This is a genomic window from Halomonas sp. DN3, assembly GCF_024137905.1.
GTDB classification, from domain to species: domain Bacteria; phylum Pseudomonadota; class Gammaproteobacteria; order Pseudomonadales; family Halomonadaceae; genus Halomonas; species Halomonas litopenaei.
The window spans coordinates 1,106,183-1,120,707 of the sequence record NZ_CP099965.1 but is presented as its reverse complement, the minus strand read 5'-3'; the positions used below and the strand labels follow the sequence as shown (position 1 = coordinate 1,120,707).

The 14,525-nt window shown below is 59.5% G+C and carries 9 protein-coding genes; 5 read left to right on the top strand and 4 right to left on the bottom strand.

The window, feature by feature from the left end:
- Positions 1–171: 171 nt before the first annotated feature.
- From NKF27_RS05010 to NKF27_RS04990, 5 genes are all read left to right on the top strand, one after another.
- Positions 172–2,778, top strand: a complete 2,607-nt coding sequence (locus tag NKF27_RS05010) for a type VI secretion system Vgr family protein (protein ID WP_253555576.1) — start codon at positions 172–174, stop codon at positions 2,776–2,778.
- The gene (locus NKF27_RS05005) at positions 2,778–3,707 is read left to right on the top strand and encodes a DUF4123 domain-containing protein (RefSeq protein WP_253555575.1); all 930 of its coding nucleotides are present in this window, start codon (positions 2,778–2,780) and stop codon (positions 3,705–3,707) included. Before NKF27_RS05010 ends, NKF27_RS05005 begins: the two co-directional genes overlap by 1 nt.
- A complete protein-coding gene (locus tag NKF27_RS05000; RefSeq protein ID WP_253555573.1) occupies positions 3,676–7,296 on the top strand; it encodes a T6SS effector BTH_I2691 family protein in 3,621 nt (1,206 codons plus the stop codon). Before NKF27_RS05005 ends, NKF27_RS05000 begins: the two co-directional genes overlap by 32 nt.
- A gap of 14 nt (positions 7,297–7,310) precedes the next feature.
- Entirely contained in the window at positions 7,311–8,240 is a 930-nt protein-coding gene (locus NKF27_RS04995) for a tetratricopeptide repeat protein (RefSeq protein WP_253555572.1), read from the top strand.
- A 597-nt stretch (positions 8,241–8,837) separates the two neighbouring features.
- The gene (locus NKF27_RS04990; protein WP_253555571.1) at positions 8,838–9,272 is read left to right on the top strand and encodes a hypothetical protein; all 435 of its coding nucleotides are present in this window, start codon (positions 8,838–8,840) and stop codon (positions 9,270–9,272) included.
- A 107-nt stretch (positions 9,273–9,379) separates the two neighbouring features.
- Here NKF27_RS04990 and NKF27_RS04985 read toward each other — a convergent pair whose 3' ends face one another.
- From NKF27_RS04985 to hflK, 4 genes are all read right to left on the bottom strand, one after another.
- The gene (locus NKF27_RS04985) at positions 9,380–10,675 is read right to left on the bottom strand and encodes an adenylosuccinate synthase (RefSeq protein WP_045993100.1); all 1,296 of its coding nucleotides are present in this window, start codon (positions 10,673–10,675) and stop codon (positions 9,380–9,382) included.
- 110 nt (positions 10,676–10,785) lie between these two features.
- On the bottom strand, positions 10,786–11,967 hold the full coding sequence (locus NKF27_RS04980) for an ATP phosphoribosyltransferase regulatory subunit (protein WP_045993099.1): 1,182 nt from the start codon (positions 11,965–11,967) through the stop codon (positions 10,786–10,788).
- Between the two features lie 273 nt (positions 11,968–12,240).
- Positions 12,241–13,143 carry a protease modulator HflC gene (gene hflC, locus NKF27_RS04975; protein ID WP_045993098.1) on the bottom strand — a complete coding sequence of 301 codons (903 nt, stop codon included), beginning with the start codon at positions 13,141–13,143 and terminating at the stop codon, positions 12,241–12,243.
- Positions 13,144–14,388 (bottom strand): FtsH protease activity modulator HflK, encoded by a 1,245-nt coding sequence (gene hflK / locus NKF27_RS04970; protein ID WP_108131457.1) that lies wholly within the window; start codon positions 14,386–14,388, stop codon positions 13,144–13,146.
- Positions 14,389–14,525: the final 137 nt, after the last annotated feature.

Here is a 14,525-nt window from a genome sequence, read left to right as displayed (position 1 = left end):
CCGATTCCCCCAGGCAACCGATGATGCCTAATGTAGCCGTAACCATTAGATAACGGTTCGCCGTCGCTCGCCCCGTACAAGTCCGACCCGAAGTTCGACACACCTGAAGAGCGTTCCCGGACACGTTCTGGCGGAAGCGTGGGCATGGACACGCACAGGGAGCGCAAAGCAATGGAGAATGGCTCGGGCCGCTGGCTGGGATCACTGTTCGATACGGAACTCACGCAGGACGAACGACTGCTGAAACTCAGCGTCGGCAAGCATCCACTGATTCCCCATCGACTGGTGGGCAATGAGCGAATGTCCCACCCCTTCCGCTACACCCTCGACTGCATTTGCCAACACGGAGATATTGAGCTCAAGCACCTGCTGGCAATGCCGGCCGAGCTCGACATTCGCCAGGCAGACGGCAGCTATCAACGACGATCAGGCTTCGTCGATACGGCAGCGCTACTGGGAGAGGATGGCGGAGTCTTCTACTACCAGCTCGGGATAGTGCCCTGGCTGTCGCTCCTGCAACTCGGTCAGGACAGCCGCATTTTCCAGGACATGAACGTGCTGGATATTCTGGAAACGGTATTCTCGGCTTACGACATGGCCAACGGACGCTGGCTCATCCGCAGCGAGCGCCCGTATGCGGCCCGCAGCTATTGCGTTCAGTACCGCGAAAGTGACTTCCACTTCATCAGCCGGCTGATGCAGCAGGAAGGCCTCTACTACTTCTTCGAACACAGCGCCGATCAGGACCGCTATCCAGGGCATCGCATGGTGATCACCGACGACCTCACCGTCTGTCCGGCGGTCTCCCCCAGGGCGATTCGCTATCACCGTCAAGCCGCCACGGAGCACCAGGACAGCATCACTCAGTGGGGAGGTAACCGTCGCCAGCAACCGACCCGCATGACCATCGGCACCTGCGACTACCGGCAACCATCACGGCCTCGCCAATACGCACTGGATACCCTGCCCGACCAGGGAAATCTCAGTCCCCAGGAGTTCTACGACTATCCCGGGGCCTACTACTACGATACCTTCGATCGCGGCCGTACCCTGGTGGACAACCGCCTGCAGGCGGTGGAATCCCTGGCCAAGCGTTTCCGAGGCGCCGGCGGCACACGACAGTTGCAGGCTGGCCATATCTTCTCGCTGGAACAACACGAACGTCACCTGCACGGCGATGCCAGCGAGCGTGAATTCGTCGTGCTCGACCTCAATATCCAGGCCGAGAACGCCCTGCCGGTATCCGCCCACCTCAGCACCCTGCCGGGCAGCCTGCAGCAAGCCCTGGATCAGGCAAGAAGCGCCCACGGTCTGCAGGACGAGAGCCCTCACCAAGACGACTACCAGCGTGCCGGCACCGGCCACTACCTGGTTGACTTCGAGGCGCAGCGCACCGTCGTTCCCTTTCGATCCACACTGGATCATCCGCGCCCCGTTGTCGGTGGCCCCCACACTGCCATCGTCGTCGGCCCCGAAGGCGAAGAGATCCATACCGACCGCCTCAACCGCGTCAAGGTGCAGTTCCATTGGGATCGTAACGGACAGCACGACGATCGTTCCAGTTGCTGGTTACGGGTGTCCGAAGCCAATGCCTGCGCCAGCTGGGGTTCCGTGTTCGTGCCACGTATCGGCCAGGAGGTCATCGTCGACTTCCTCGAGGGCGATCCGGACCGACCCCTCGTTACCGGCCGGGTCTACAACGGTGATGCACAACCCGAGTGGCATTCCAACGGTCTGCTTTCGGGCATCAAGTCGAAGACCTACCGAGGCAGCAACTACAACGAACTGGTGTTTGACGACGCCACCGACCAGGAGCGTATCCGCCTCAACTCGGAGCACGCCAAGAGCCAGCTCAATCTGGGCTACCTGATACATCAGCACGGCAACACCCGCGGTGACTTTCGTGGCACCGGCTTCGAACTGCGTAGCGATGCCTATGGCGCAATCCGCGCGAATCAGGGGCTGCTGCTGACCAGTTGGGGGCAGCTGGGGGCTGCAGGCGACCAGCTTGCGACAGGGCCCATCCATCAGGAACTGTCCAGTGCCTGGCACCTGTCCGATCGCCTGAGCAAGAGCGCCATGGAACACGGCGCCGATGTGCTGGAGACTCGCCTCGACCTCAAGCAGGCTGCCGAGGACACCCGGCAGATCTACGGCGAACCAAGCAGTCGAGCAGCCGATGACGACGAGCAGTCCACCGCCGAGGCCGGCAGCCAGGCAGGCACCGGACAGGCATCCGGTCTCAAGCAACCCTGGCTGCATCTTGCCTCACCGGCCGGCATCGTCTTGAGTACTCCCGCATCGACACACCTCGCCCAGCACGAGTCGTTCAGCGCCAGTTGTGGCGAAGACATCAACCTGGCCAGCGGACGCAGCCTGGTGGCGACAATTCGCGAGCGACTGTCGCTGTTCGTGCAGCGAGCCGGCATCAAGCTGTTCGCCGCGCAAGGCAAGGTAGAAGTACAGGCGCAGAGCGACCAGATGGTGCTAAGCGCGGAAAAGACCCTCTCCATCACCTCCACCGAGGGCAAGGTGCATATCGAGGCCGCCCAGGGCATCGAGTTCACCAGCGGCGGAGGCGTCCTGCGCATCAAGGACGGCGAAATCCAGATCCACGGCCCCGGCCTTGTCAGCCTCAAGGCCACCACGCACAGCTTGGCCGGGCCTTCGTCGCTGGATCCCGCGCTTCCCTACCTGCCGGACTTCGCGCCGAAAATCTGCCCACGCAGCAACGGCCAGGCCAGCAAGGACGGCGGCGGCATCGTGGAGGGCAACTGATGTCGAGCGAACCGGCAAGCTCAACTGACAACACACTCCAGCGCCTTCGTCTGCAGGCCAGCACCTCCAGGCTCTACGCGCTGATCGATCCTTCCCAGGACGAGCGCATGCAACTTTCCTGCGACGAACTGGAACTGGCGACCAGACAGTTCCGCATCATCGCCAACCCCTTTATCGACCTGCCTCCATGGCGGCGGCTATACCTCAAGCCGCTGGAGGTGCGGGACATCGACATCCCCGAGCTGGTAGCGCAGCAACGTAGCAGCCTACCAAGCAAGCGCACGGAGCCAAGCGGGTTTTGCGCCTTGGTCACCTCGTCGGTCCTGACGATCTCCCTGAGTCGGTGGATCGAACGCCAACTGACGGTGACCAGTCCCGAAGGCAAGACATGCCTTCTGCGTTTTTTCGATCCAAGGGTGATGGAGTTGCTGGCCTTCCTGCTGGAACCCGGTCAGAAAACCCTGCTATTGCACCCCTTCACCGGCTGGTTCTATTTCGACCACCAGCAGGTCCTGCGTGAAATGGAGATTCCCCGGGAGCCGCCTCCAGCGCCCTTCACCTTGTCACCGGAACAATGGGCCTCGCTCAAACGCAGCGGCACCATCAATCACCTGATCGACAAGTGGCGCTCACTTGAGCCTGACAGTGCAGCGGAGGCATCACCAGAGCGTATCAACGCGCTGATGCGTACTGCTGAACGGCATGGACTCCACTCACCAGCCGACCAGCAAAGGTTTGCCCTGCATGGCCTCCACGTGGGGGATGACTTTCACCGACACCCCTTCATGCAGCGCCTATTGGAAAGCATCGGCCCGAGCCAGCGCTACGGCGATCTGACCGCCGCCCTGCCGGTTGCCGAATGGAACGAGATCTCAACCTGGACGAGGAATACGGCTCATGGTCAATCCAGACCTGCTCAAGCGGATTGATGACGCCTGCATCGATCTACCTGGAGTGCAATCAGGACAGTGCCCTCTGTGCGAGAGAGTGGGTCTCCCCATCCTGCCGGTGCGCTTGACTGTGTGTGAGCGCACCTCAATAACCTCCGGCTTCACCGAGTTACCGGCGGACAGAATAACGGAGTTCACCGATATCCGGCTCAACCAGGCCGTGACCGACCAGGGGACGTCACCACGCACTCTGGGAGAACCCGTACGCAGCTATCTGGGCGACACCACCGACAGCCAGGTCAGCAAATATATCCTGCGCCAGCTCAGACCCGGCTACTTCTATGTGCTTGACGACGAGAACACTCGCAATACCAGCGACGGCGAGACGACGGGAGATCGCGTCAACCACAATTGGTATGCCTATGTGGTCACCACCGACGGCATGTTCTACCAGTTTTCCGTCAGTGAGGCACCCCCCTCCCCGGAACAACCCGAATTTGCCTGCGGGCTGAACGACGAGGAACGGCGCTTCAAGACGGTCAGCGCTTCGACCATCGCCCTGGACAGCGTCGACACCGCCAACAACATCTACTATCTGTACAGCGAGCACGCGCTTCCCATCACCTTTCTCAACCACCTGCGCACCGCCACCCACAGTGACGGTCGGCGCATGCGCGACGTAGCCATGCAGCGCTTCGACGTCGCCGCCTGGCGCGACAACAAGACCCAGCAACCCTTTGCCTTCAGCGCCGAGGATCTCTCGCTGGTCGCCGAATACAGCGACAATGCCGCCGGCATGGAGGCCTTTTTCTGGCCCGATCAGAGCAACCGCCAGCTATTCACCCGCGAGGAACTGCGCCAAGCCATGGGACAGCGTCTTCGCGCCGCCTCGCAGCAACTAAAGGACAAGAGTCTGGTACTGGCGGTGCATGATGAAGTCGGTCTGATCAACGAACTCAACAAATACCGCCAGCGACCATTGGAGCTGCTCGAGGAGTTTCTTCAACAGTATGACCCCCAGGGATACCTGAATCGGCGCAACCTGCTGTGCTACAAGGCCATCGAGATCTTCGAGGAAAATTACCGAATTCAGCGGCAGATTGCCCAGGCCCCCATGAACCAGCGGATTGAAGAGGCCAGCCAAACGACCATCGACTCCAAGCAGCAACGAATAGATCAGATCGATCGGCAGATCGAAGCGATACGCTCCGACGGTGACCCCAACTGGCTAGATAGACAGCGGATCGAAACACTACGTATTGAAAGGCGCGACCTGCAGCGTCAGATCGATGCAGAGAGAAGGAGCATCGAACTGCTGACCCAGGAACCCGAGCAACTTATCTCCGCCTACAACAAGGAGCTAGCGGACTACTATACCTTGCCAGACGCTCCCGTAGACCCCGACACAGGGAAACCCACCAACCCCGAGCTTGAAGACTTCAAGGCGAAGTACAAAGCGCTGGTGGAGCGGATCAATCAACTGGTAAGAGCCTTTGATGAGGACTACTCCCTGTGGGTCGAAGCACACCTTGATCGCGTCACAGTTCGCTACTCCGACGATATCTATGCACCAGGACTGGGACTGAGCGGAGTACTGTCCAACGCACTGCTGGGCGGCATTCTGAGTGATGCCAGCAAATGGTTGTGGGACGGGCTAGCCAGCGCCATCGACTCAGCTGATTCATTGCTGATGAAGGCCATGTTCTCCAACCAGCGTCGCTTGATCGACGACGCCCTTACCGTTCGCAAGGCGCTACCGGCCAAAGCCTACGTCCCGCCCAGGGTCTTGCTCAGATGGCGGGAGCAGTATCGTGAGCAGCTGAAAGACGAGCGCGAGTTTCGCTACGACACCATCATGGCCGCCGTCACTACGACCTTGGGCGACAGCCTCTATGGCCTGGCGATGCAGGAAGCCTCCCGAGCCATCACCACCCAGGCATCGGACTCAAACTCCAACGCTGACACGCATGCCAGCGACAGTGAGGGCCCGACAGATGGCAACAACGACGACAACACAATCGAACTGGCGGACCTTCCTTCTGGTGACGCACTGGAGAGCTTCAATCGTTATCAGCAATTGATCATTACCGGCAGTTACGATGTGCAGCAGATCCAGGCGTCACAGGACCCCAATGACACCACCCAGTACAGCCACCTACCGGTATTGGCAAGCGTCACCGTCGGCCGCAAGGACTTTCATGACTGGTTAGATACACTCACGCGTCAACTCTATCCAAGAGCCAATACCAACTCCCCTTCACCCGACGCCATGCAGTTCCACGAAGACAACGGCGTGGGAGGCAACTTCTCCGTCACCCATATCGAAAACAACCACCAGATCATCGTCGTCATCCCCATCGATACCACAGCCCCGGACTTTCTGGAGCGCTACAACGCTACCACCGATGACTTCGACGAAGGCGATGCGGAAAAAAGTAATTGGGGTGATAGACAAAACGCACGCAGCATTGCCGCCAGCATCTCCGATGGTATCAGGTTAAGCAATCACCCCTCTGTGAGTGGACTCAGGAACAAGAGCTTTGCCCTGTCCAAGGGTCTTGTGGCCTACAACAACGCCTCCGTTCTTGTCAGGGAGGCGACGTCGGACGATCCCGATGCCATTCAGGTCGCCACCGCCCTGGGCAAGCTAAGCCTGGTCGCCATTGACAGCCTGGACTTCGCTTCCACCTTCATGGCAAGCAACAATGCCGCCCTAAGCTCCCTGAATCGTTTCCTTCAGGTCACCAAAGGGCCTATTGATGCGGCCCTTGCCATCCTCAGCATCGCAGACGGTATCAATAAACAATCCAGCGCCAAAAGAGCCGCCAAGTTGGGGCTACCAGAAAGCGTACAGGACAAGTATCGGCATAGTGGATCCATCGATATCGCCGACGGCGTTGTTTCACTGGTCCTCGTCGGGGCAGCACTGGTTTTCACCGGAGGTACCGCCGCCTTCGTCATCGGCGCAGGGGCTATCGCATCAGGTGTGTCGTTCTCCATATTCAAGATCATCATGAGCTCAAGCCTCACCGTCTTTGTTGCCCGAGCCGTCGCCATCTGGGTGACTCGCTGCCGATATGGCGTTCGCGATGAGCAAGGCCAGGTACTGCCCTACGACTCCATGGAAGAGGAACAGAATGGCCTGGAACTGGTGTTCAAGGGCGTGACGGTGGAGATGCTAATTAGAAATCCCGCTAAAGACCTAGTTGAGCAGTATGGTGGTGGAATACCCAACGAGCGAATGTGGGAAATAGTTAGCGAAAGCGTTCGTAGAGGAACCTTCAGAGAAGTGTCCATCTTGGTCAAAGTTCCAGACCTGGACAGTATGGAGGTAGGGTTGAGATTGGAACTTGGAGAGGGAGATAAAAAGAACACCATTTTGAAAAAAAATTTTATAAAGCAGATGGATACCGGCATGTTTATAGAAAGAAAAATTGGTCCAGAATCCGGTATAACAACAGAAGACAGGAACACGGAAATTTCAAAGAGCGGCAACATATATTCCATATCATCAAAACAAGAGATTGATGCGCGCCGTCCTGGGGAGTTGATATCTCTTATCGTGAGCTTTTTAGATACAACCAAAAACAGCGGGCCAAAAACTGACATTTTCAAAGTGAGAGCTTAATTTTGATTTCAACCATGAAACCAGCCTCATTCATAGCACTAACAATAGTCACGATGCTTTTATCAGGATGTGACAAGACACGAGAAATCATCAAAATAGATCTCCATGAAAACACCGTATTGACAATGGAGCATGAAGCAAAAATAATAAACAATAGCCCGGACATCGATGCATTAAGCGAAAGCTTCGATACGACGATAGAACAGATCACCGAGAAATCTGAACAGAACGATGCAGAATCCATTTACTTACTTGGGCTTATAAATTTCGGTCATATTACCGGGTTCGAGCGAGAGCCGAATCCGGCCAGAGCTATCGAACTTCTTCGTAAAGCGTGGCGGCTGGGTATTGTAGAAGCTGGCTATTCACTATTCACGGTCTACTACAATGGCGTTGTTGCGCCCGCCAACAAGCCGCTTGCCTTGGCCTATCTCGAGGCATCGGCGGAGAAGGGCTATATTCTCTCCCAGAGAAGGCTGGGCCACGCTTACCGAGGCTCCAATCCTCGGGGCCTAGTGGAGGAAAATATCCAGCAGGCGCGAATCTGGTTTACCAAAGCCGCCGAACAGGGTGATGCCGAGTCCGCCACTCAGTTAGCTGGGATCTACCGAGAAGGTCTTGGTGTTCCTAAGAATGAACAAGCGGCCTTCGATTGGTTAAAACGCGCGGAAACCATGCCATTTGAGGGACGTATAAGCCATAGCGGCCTTGCCATGTACTACGAACAAGGCATCGGCACCGAGGTAAATCTGGCTCTGGCGTATAAGTACTACGATCTTCAGGGGACCGCTGGCGTACCCGACAAACTCCGACTGGAGGCCCAGATGACGCCGGAACAAGTGCAGCAGGCCATTACCCTATCCCGGGCCTGGCAGGAAGAGAATCGCACGTTTTTCCCGAGCTACTATGGCCTGGAGCACCAGCCGGATGGTAGTTACAAGTAGAAATATCGCTACAATTCATCAGGATTTTAATGGTTTCCCAGAGCCGGCGCTATCACATATCCAGTTTTCGGTGACGCTACGTCACTTCAGGAGCGATCTGTATTGACTAACTGACCTTCGCGAATTTCTATTTGAGAAAACAAGCAGCCTGGAAAAACAACCCTACTCCACTTAAGAAAGTATACTACACGAGGGAGTGTGTCATGACTAAACGTCCTATATCCGTATCCATCATATGCTGGATCTCTATAATATTATGCACTGTTCAAGTAGCGTTCAATATCTATGGCTATGGAAACCATGAAGTCACCAGAATCATGAAGTTGAATAGTATTTCTGTAGGACTACAGTACTTCTTTATCTTTGCCACTTCCTTTGTGATTATCTGTTCATCGATAATGATGCTCGCGCAGAAGAAATCTGGACGAACGGTGTTCATATTCTGCTACGGCTTTATGGCCATATTTTCACTAATCATAAATTTCGAAAAATCTTTAAGCTATCCGGCTTTGTTATTTGCTGCACTATTCGCCTTTTTACTTTATCGACCAAAAGCTAATTTATACTTCAACAGGCTGGAGAAATGAGTCTACGGTCATGAGAAAATTATTCGGTGTAGGCTTCTTGATCATTTGTGGATTTTTCGTATATACAGTGGGCCTTTTATCTTTCTTCGAAGTCCCTGATACTGGGAATGTAAAGTTTGAGGTAATGGGGGGATTTTGCATACCATTGGCAGTATTTTTGTTACTTGGCCTGATGGTATACCCTGGGTCAAACTGGATGACATTGTCAGGCATCACGCTACTATCAGGGCAGGCAGTCAATGTCTTTATTACTTTTCTATTGATATCGTTCAAGCGATCAGAAGAGCTTTCTAACGTTATGGACACAAACGCTTTCGATTATTTCAGCGACTATCTCTCCGGCTTCTCGATAATGATCGGCGTCGCTTTGCTTGGCGTCATTCTGCTTGCTTTGGGGCGCGTATACAGAAAATCACACGAGGCTCTCGATGGAGTGCCGCCGTAAATTCACCAGCAAAGGGAATCGGTGAGGGTTATCGATAGAGGCAAAAGGCCGGCATCACTGCCGGCCTTTTCTGTTGCGCCCGTCGCTTGGGTCAGGCGACCTGACGATCAGTCACCGAAGGGGTTGCGCAGGACGATGGTCTCGTTGCGGTCCGGGCCGGTGGAGATGATGTCGATGGAGGTGCCGACCTGCTCCTCGAGGAAGCTGATGTAGGCGCGGGCGGCGTTGGGCAGGTCCTCGACGCGCTTGACGCCCAGAGTCGACTCGCTCCAGCCCGGCAGGTCCTGGTAGACCGGCTCGATGGCCTCGTAGCCTTCGGAGTCCACCGGGTTGTCGAGCACTTCGCCGTCCTTGCTGCGATAGCCCACGCAGACACGGATATTCTCGAGGCCATCCAGTACGTCGAGCTTGGTCAGGCAGATGCCGGATACCGAGTTGATCTGCACCGCGTGACGCAGCGCCACGGCATCGAACCAGCCGCAACGACGGGCGCGACCGGTGGTGGCACCGAACTCGTGGCCCTTCTCTGCCAGGTGACGGCCGTGCTCGTCGAACAGCTCGGTGGGGAACGGACCAGAGCCGACACGGGTGGTGTAGGCCTTGGTGATACCCAGCACGTAGTCCAGATACAGCGGGCCGACGCCTGAACCGGTAGCGGTGCCGCCGGCGGTGGTGTTGGAGCTGGTGACGTAGGGGTAGGTACCGTGGTCGATGTCCAGCAGCGAGCCCTGGGCGCCTTCGAACAGGATGTTCTCGCCACCCTTGCGCAGGTCGTGGACCAGGCTCACGGTGTCGGTGACCATCGGACGCAGCTCTTCCGCCATCTCCATGGCGCTTTCCAGGGTCGCCTGGAAGTCCACCGGCTCTTCGCCGTGGTACTTGGTCAGCACGAAGTTGTGGTAGTCCAGCACCTCGCCCAGCTTGGAGGCGAAGCGCTCACGATGGAGCATATCGCCCAGACGCAGGCCACGGCGGGCGACCTTGTCTTCGTAGGCCGGACCGATGCCGCGACCGGTGGTGCCGATCTTGGCGATGCCACGAGCCTTCTCGCGAGCCTGATCCAGGCGCACGTGGTAGTCGAGGATCAGCGGACAGGCGGGCGACAGACGCAGGCGCTGGCGCACCGGTACGCCCTTGCTCTCGAGCTCGCGGATTTCCTTGATCAGCGCCTCCGGCGACAGCACCACGCCGTTGCCGATGACGCAGGTCTTGTCCTCGCGCAGCACGCCGGACGGAATCAGGTGCAGGACGGTCTTTTCACCGTCGATGACCAGGGTGTGGCCGGCATTGTGACCGCCCTGAAAACGCACCACGGCGGAGGCGGACTCGGTCAGCAGGTCGACGACCTTGCCCTTGCCCTCATCGCCCCATTGGGTACCCAGTACGACTACGTTCTTGCCCATTGCAGTTCTCGTCTCTTCTTGGTTGCGCCTTGGCGCCACAGTCGATTAAAGCGCCACGCCCCGGCGCCCCGGTATTGCTTGCCAGGCAGTGCCAGGCACTGCCGGCAGGATCATGTCGCCAGCGGTTCGAGCACCCAGCGCTGGTCTCGGGCCACCAGCTGCTCGCTGCAGCCGTGTCCCGCAGCGCGCTGGCCGGGCAGCCCCTGGATCACCCGGCGCCCCTGGCGCCTCAAGGCCTGAACCGCCTCGTCGAGGCCCTCGGCGTCACCTTCTGCCGGCGCCCAGACGCTGTCGCTGGCGGCCTCGCTGGAGGCCAGCGTCGCCAACAGCTTCAGGTCCATCGAGAAGCCGGTAGCAGGCCTGGCGCGACCGAAGGCACGGCCGGTGTCGTCGTAGCGCCCGCCCTTGGCCAGGGCTTGACCGTACCCCGGCACGTAGGCGGCGAACATCATGCCAGTGTGGTACTGATAGCCGCGCAGCTCGGCCAGGTCAAAGTAGCAGGCCACCTCGGGGTGCTCGCGATGCACGCCCTGATACAGCTCGCACAGCTTGTCGAGGGCGTCGTTGACCGCCTGGGGCGCCTCGGCAAAGGCTTCGCGGGCCTGGTCGAGCACCTCGGGGCCGCCGTGCAGCTCGCCCAGGGTGCGGAACATGGCCGCCAGAGCGGGATCGCTCACTGCCCTGGACACCTCTGCCTCTAGCTGCCCCGGCGACTTCAGCGCCAGCGCCGCGGAGATGGCGTATTCGGCCTCGGCGTCGAGCTCGGCGACCTCGACCAGGTTGCGGTAGATGCCGACGTGGCCAAGCGCCAGGTGCACCTCGCCGGCGCCGGAGGCCGAGAGGCTCTCCAGCGCCAGGCGCAGGATCTCGAGATCCGCCGCCAGGCTGGCGCTGCCGAACAGCTCGACACCGACCTGGACCGGGCTGCGCCCGCCCTGATGCTTGTCGGCCTTGGCTCGCAGCACATTGGTGCAGTAGCACAGACGCACCGGGCCTTCACGCTTGAGCGAGTGGGCATCGATGCGCGCCACCTGCGGCGTGACGTCGGCGGTCACCCCCATCATGCGCCCGGTGAGCTGGTCGGTGAGCTTGAAGGTCTGAAGGTCGAGATCGGTGCCGGTGCCGGTCAGCAGGGAGTCGAGAAACTCCACCGGGGGCGGCATCACCTGGTCGTAACCCCAGAGATGGAAGAGGTCGAGCAGCGCCCGGCGCAGCTCCTCCATACGACTGGCCTGAGGTGGCAGCACCTCGTCCATGCCGTCGGGCAGGAGCCAGCGGTCAGCGATGGTCATGTCGATATCCTGCTTGGTCGATATCTTGCTTAGACGGTGGGCCTGGTCCGCGCGCACGCAAAACCTCGCGCACTGGTGAAATCCGGGAACTCATCTCGGAGCGGTCTCGGAACTTCTGGCGTGCTGGCGAATGCGTCGGACGGAACGATGTCGGGAATGACGGCCACAAAAAAACCGGGCCACGCCCGGTTTACCGATTCTATCACGTTTGGCCGCCAGTTGAACCCCGCAAGGGCGGCATTCGCCCTTGCGGTCGGCGGCCAGGGGCCACCGCTAGCCCTGGGGCTGGCTGCCAGCTCCCTGGGGATCGGCGCTCTTGAGGTAACGGAAGAAGTCGCTGGAGGGATCCAGCACCATCATGTTGCCCTCGCCGGCACCGAAGGAGTCGCGATAGGCGTTGAGGCTACGCCAGAAGCGATAGAACTCGGTATCGCCCTCGTAGGCGTCGGAGTAGATACCGGCGGCCTCGGCGTCACCCTCACCACGCAGGGTCTCGGCACGCTCGTTGGCCTGGGCCAGCAGTACCTGACGGCGGCGATCGGCGTTGGCGCGAATCCGCTCGGACTCCTCCTGGCCCTGGGCACGCCACTCGCGGGCCTCACGCTCACGCTCGGAGCGCATGCGATCGTACACCGCCGAGGACACGTCCTCGGGCAGATCGATACGCTTGACCCGCACGTCGAGGATGGCCACCCCGATCTCTTCGCGCATCAGCTTGTCGAGCTCCTCGGTGGGGCCGGACATCAGCTCGTCACGCTTCTCGGAGATGATCTGCTGCAGGTTCAACTGGCCGAACTCGTTACGCAGGCTCTCGTCGACCCGCGGCTGGATCAGGCGAACCGCCATCAGTTCGTCACCGGCCGTGGCCTCGTAGTAGCGAGTGGGGTTGACCACCTGCCACTTGACGTAGGAGTCCACGATCACCGCCTTCTGCTCCTGGGTCAGGTAGCGGCTGGCGTCGGTATCCAGTGTCAGCACCCGGGTGTCGAACTTGCGAATGGTCTGGGTGATCGGCACCTTGACGTGCAGGCCCGGCTGGATATTTTCCTCGATGATCTCACCGAAGCGCAGCTTGACCGCACGCTCGGTCTCGTCGACCACGTAGAGGCTGTTGCTGGCCAGCCAGGCGGCGGCGGCCAGGCCGCCGACGATGAGCAGGGATCGATTATTGATCATTTAGCGACCCTCCCGCTGAATACCGGTGTCACGACCGTTGCGGTTCGAGCTTGAATTGGAGGCCGCGTTGGCGGACTCGGCACGGATGCGCTCCAGCACCTGCGGATCGAGCTGATTCTCGGCGTCGGCAGCGGTGGACGTGCCCAGACCACGGCCGATACGGTCCATCGGCAGCACCATCAAGGGGCCATCCTGATCGACGTCCACCAGTACCTTGTTGGTCTGGCCGAGCACCTCGGAGATGGCGTCGAGGTAGAGACGCTCGCGCATCACCTCGGGGGCATTGCGATACTGGGTCAGCAGTGCGGTGAAGCGGTTGGCCTGACCACGCGCCTCGGCGACCACTGATTCGCGGTAACCCTGGCCCTGCTCGACGATACGCTGCGCCTGACCCTGAGCCGCCGGGATGATGGCGTTGGCGTAGGCCATGGCCTGGTTGATCGTGCGCTGACGATCCTCGCGGGCACGGATGACGTCATCGAAGGCGTCCTGCACCGCATCGGGCGGCGAGGTCGACTCGACGTTCAGGGTCACCAGACGGATACCGGTACCGTAGTTGTCCAGGTAGGTCTGCAGACGGCTGGTCACGGCACTGCCGAGGATCTCACGACCCGAGGTCAGGATGTCGATCATGTCGGTGCCACCGACCACGTGACGCAGCGCCGAGTCGAGGGCGTTTTCCAGCGACAGCTCGGGATCACGCACGTTGAGCACGTAGTCACGCGGCGCTGCCACCTGGTACTGGGCCGAGATCTCGACCGAGACGATGTTCTCGTCCTGGGTCAGCATCGACTGGGTCTGGCTGACCGAGCGCACGCGGGTAACGTTGACCATGCGCACGTCGTCGATCAGCGGCGGATTCCACTGCAGACCCGGGGTGACGACTTCCTGGAACTTGCCGAAGCGCAGCACGACGCCCCGCTCCGACTGGTCGACCAGATAGAAACCGCTGGCCGCCCATACGGCGAGACCGATGATGATCAACAGTCCCGGCAAGGCGAAGGTATTGCGCGGGCGATTGCCGCCGCCCTTGCCGCCACCCTTGCCACCGCCGCGCTTGCCGCCGCGGCCGCCGAGCATGCCATTGAGCTTGTCCTGAAACTTCTTCAGGGCCTCATCGAGGTCGGGGGGCCCCTGATTGTCGCCACCGCGGTTGCCACCGCCCCCATTACCGCCACGGCGCCCCCCGCCACTCCAGGGGTCGTGCTGGTTGCCGTTGCCGCCACCAGGCTCATTCCAGGCCATACGTCGTCTCCACTCTGTGCCCCCGCCTAGACGAGGCGCATCGATTGCGATCCTTGGAAAACACTGCATACATTGCTGCGCTCGGCATCTCGGCCGCCGGCGGTGCTCAAGGTTCTCATTTAACCCTGTGTCAACTC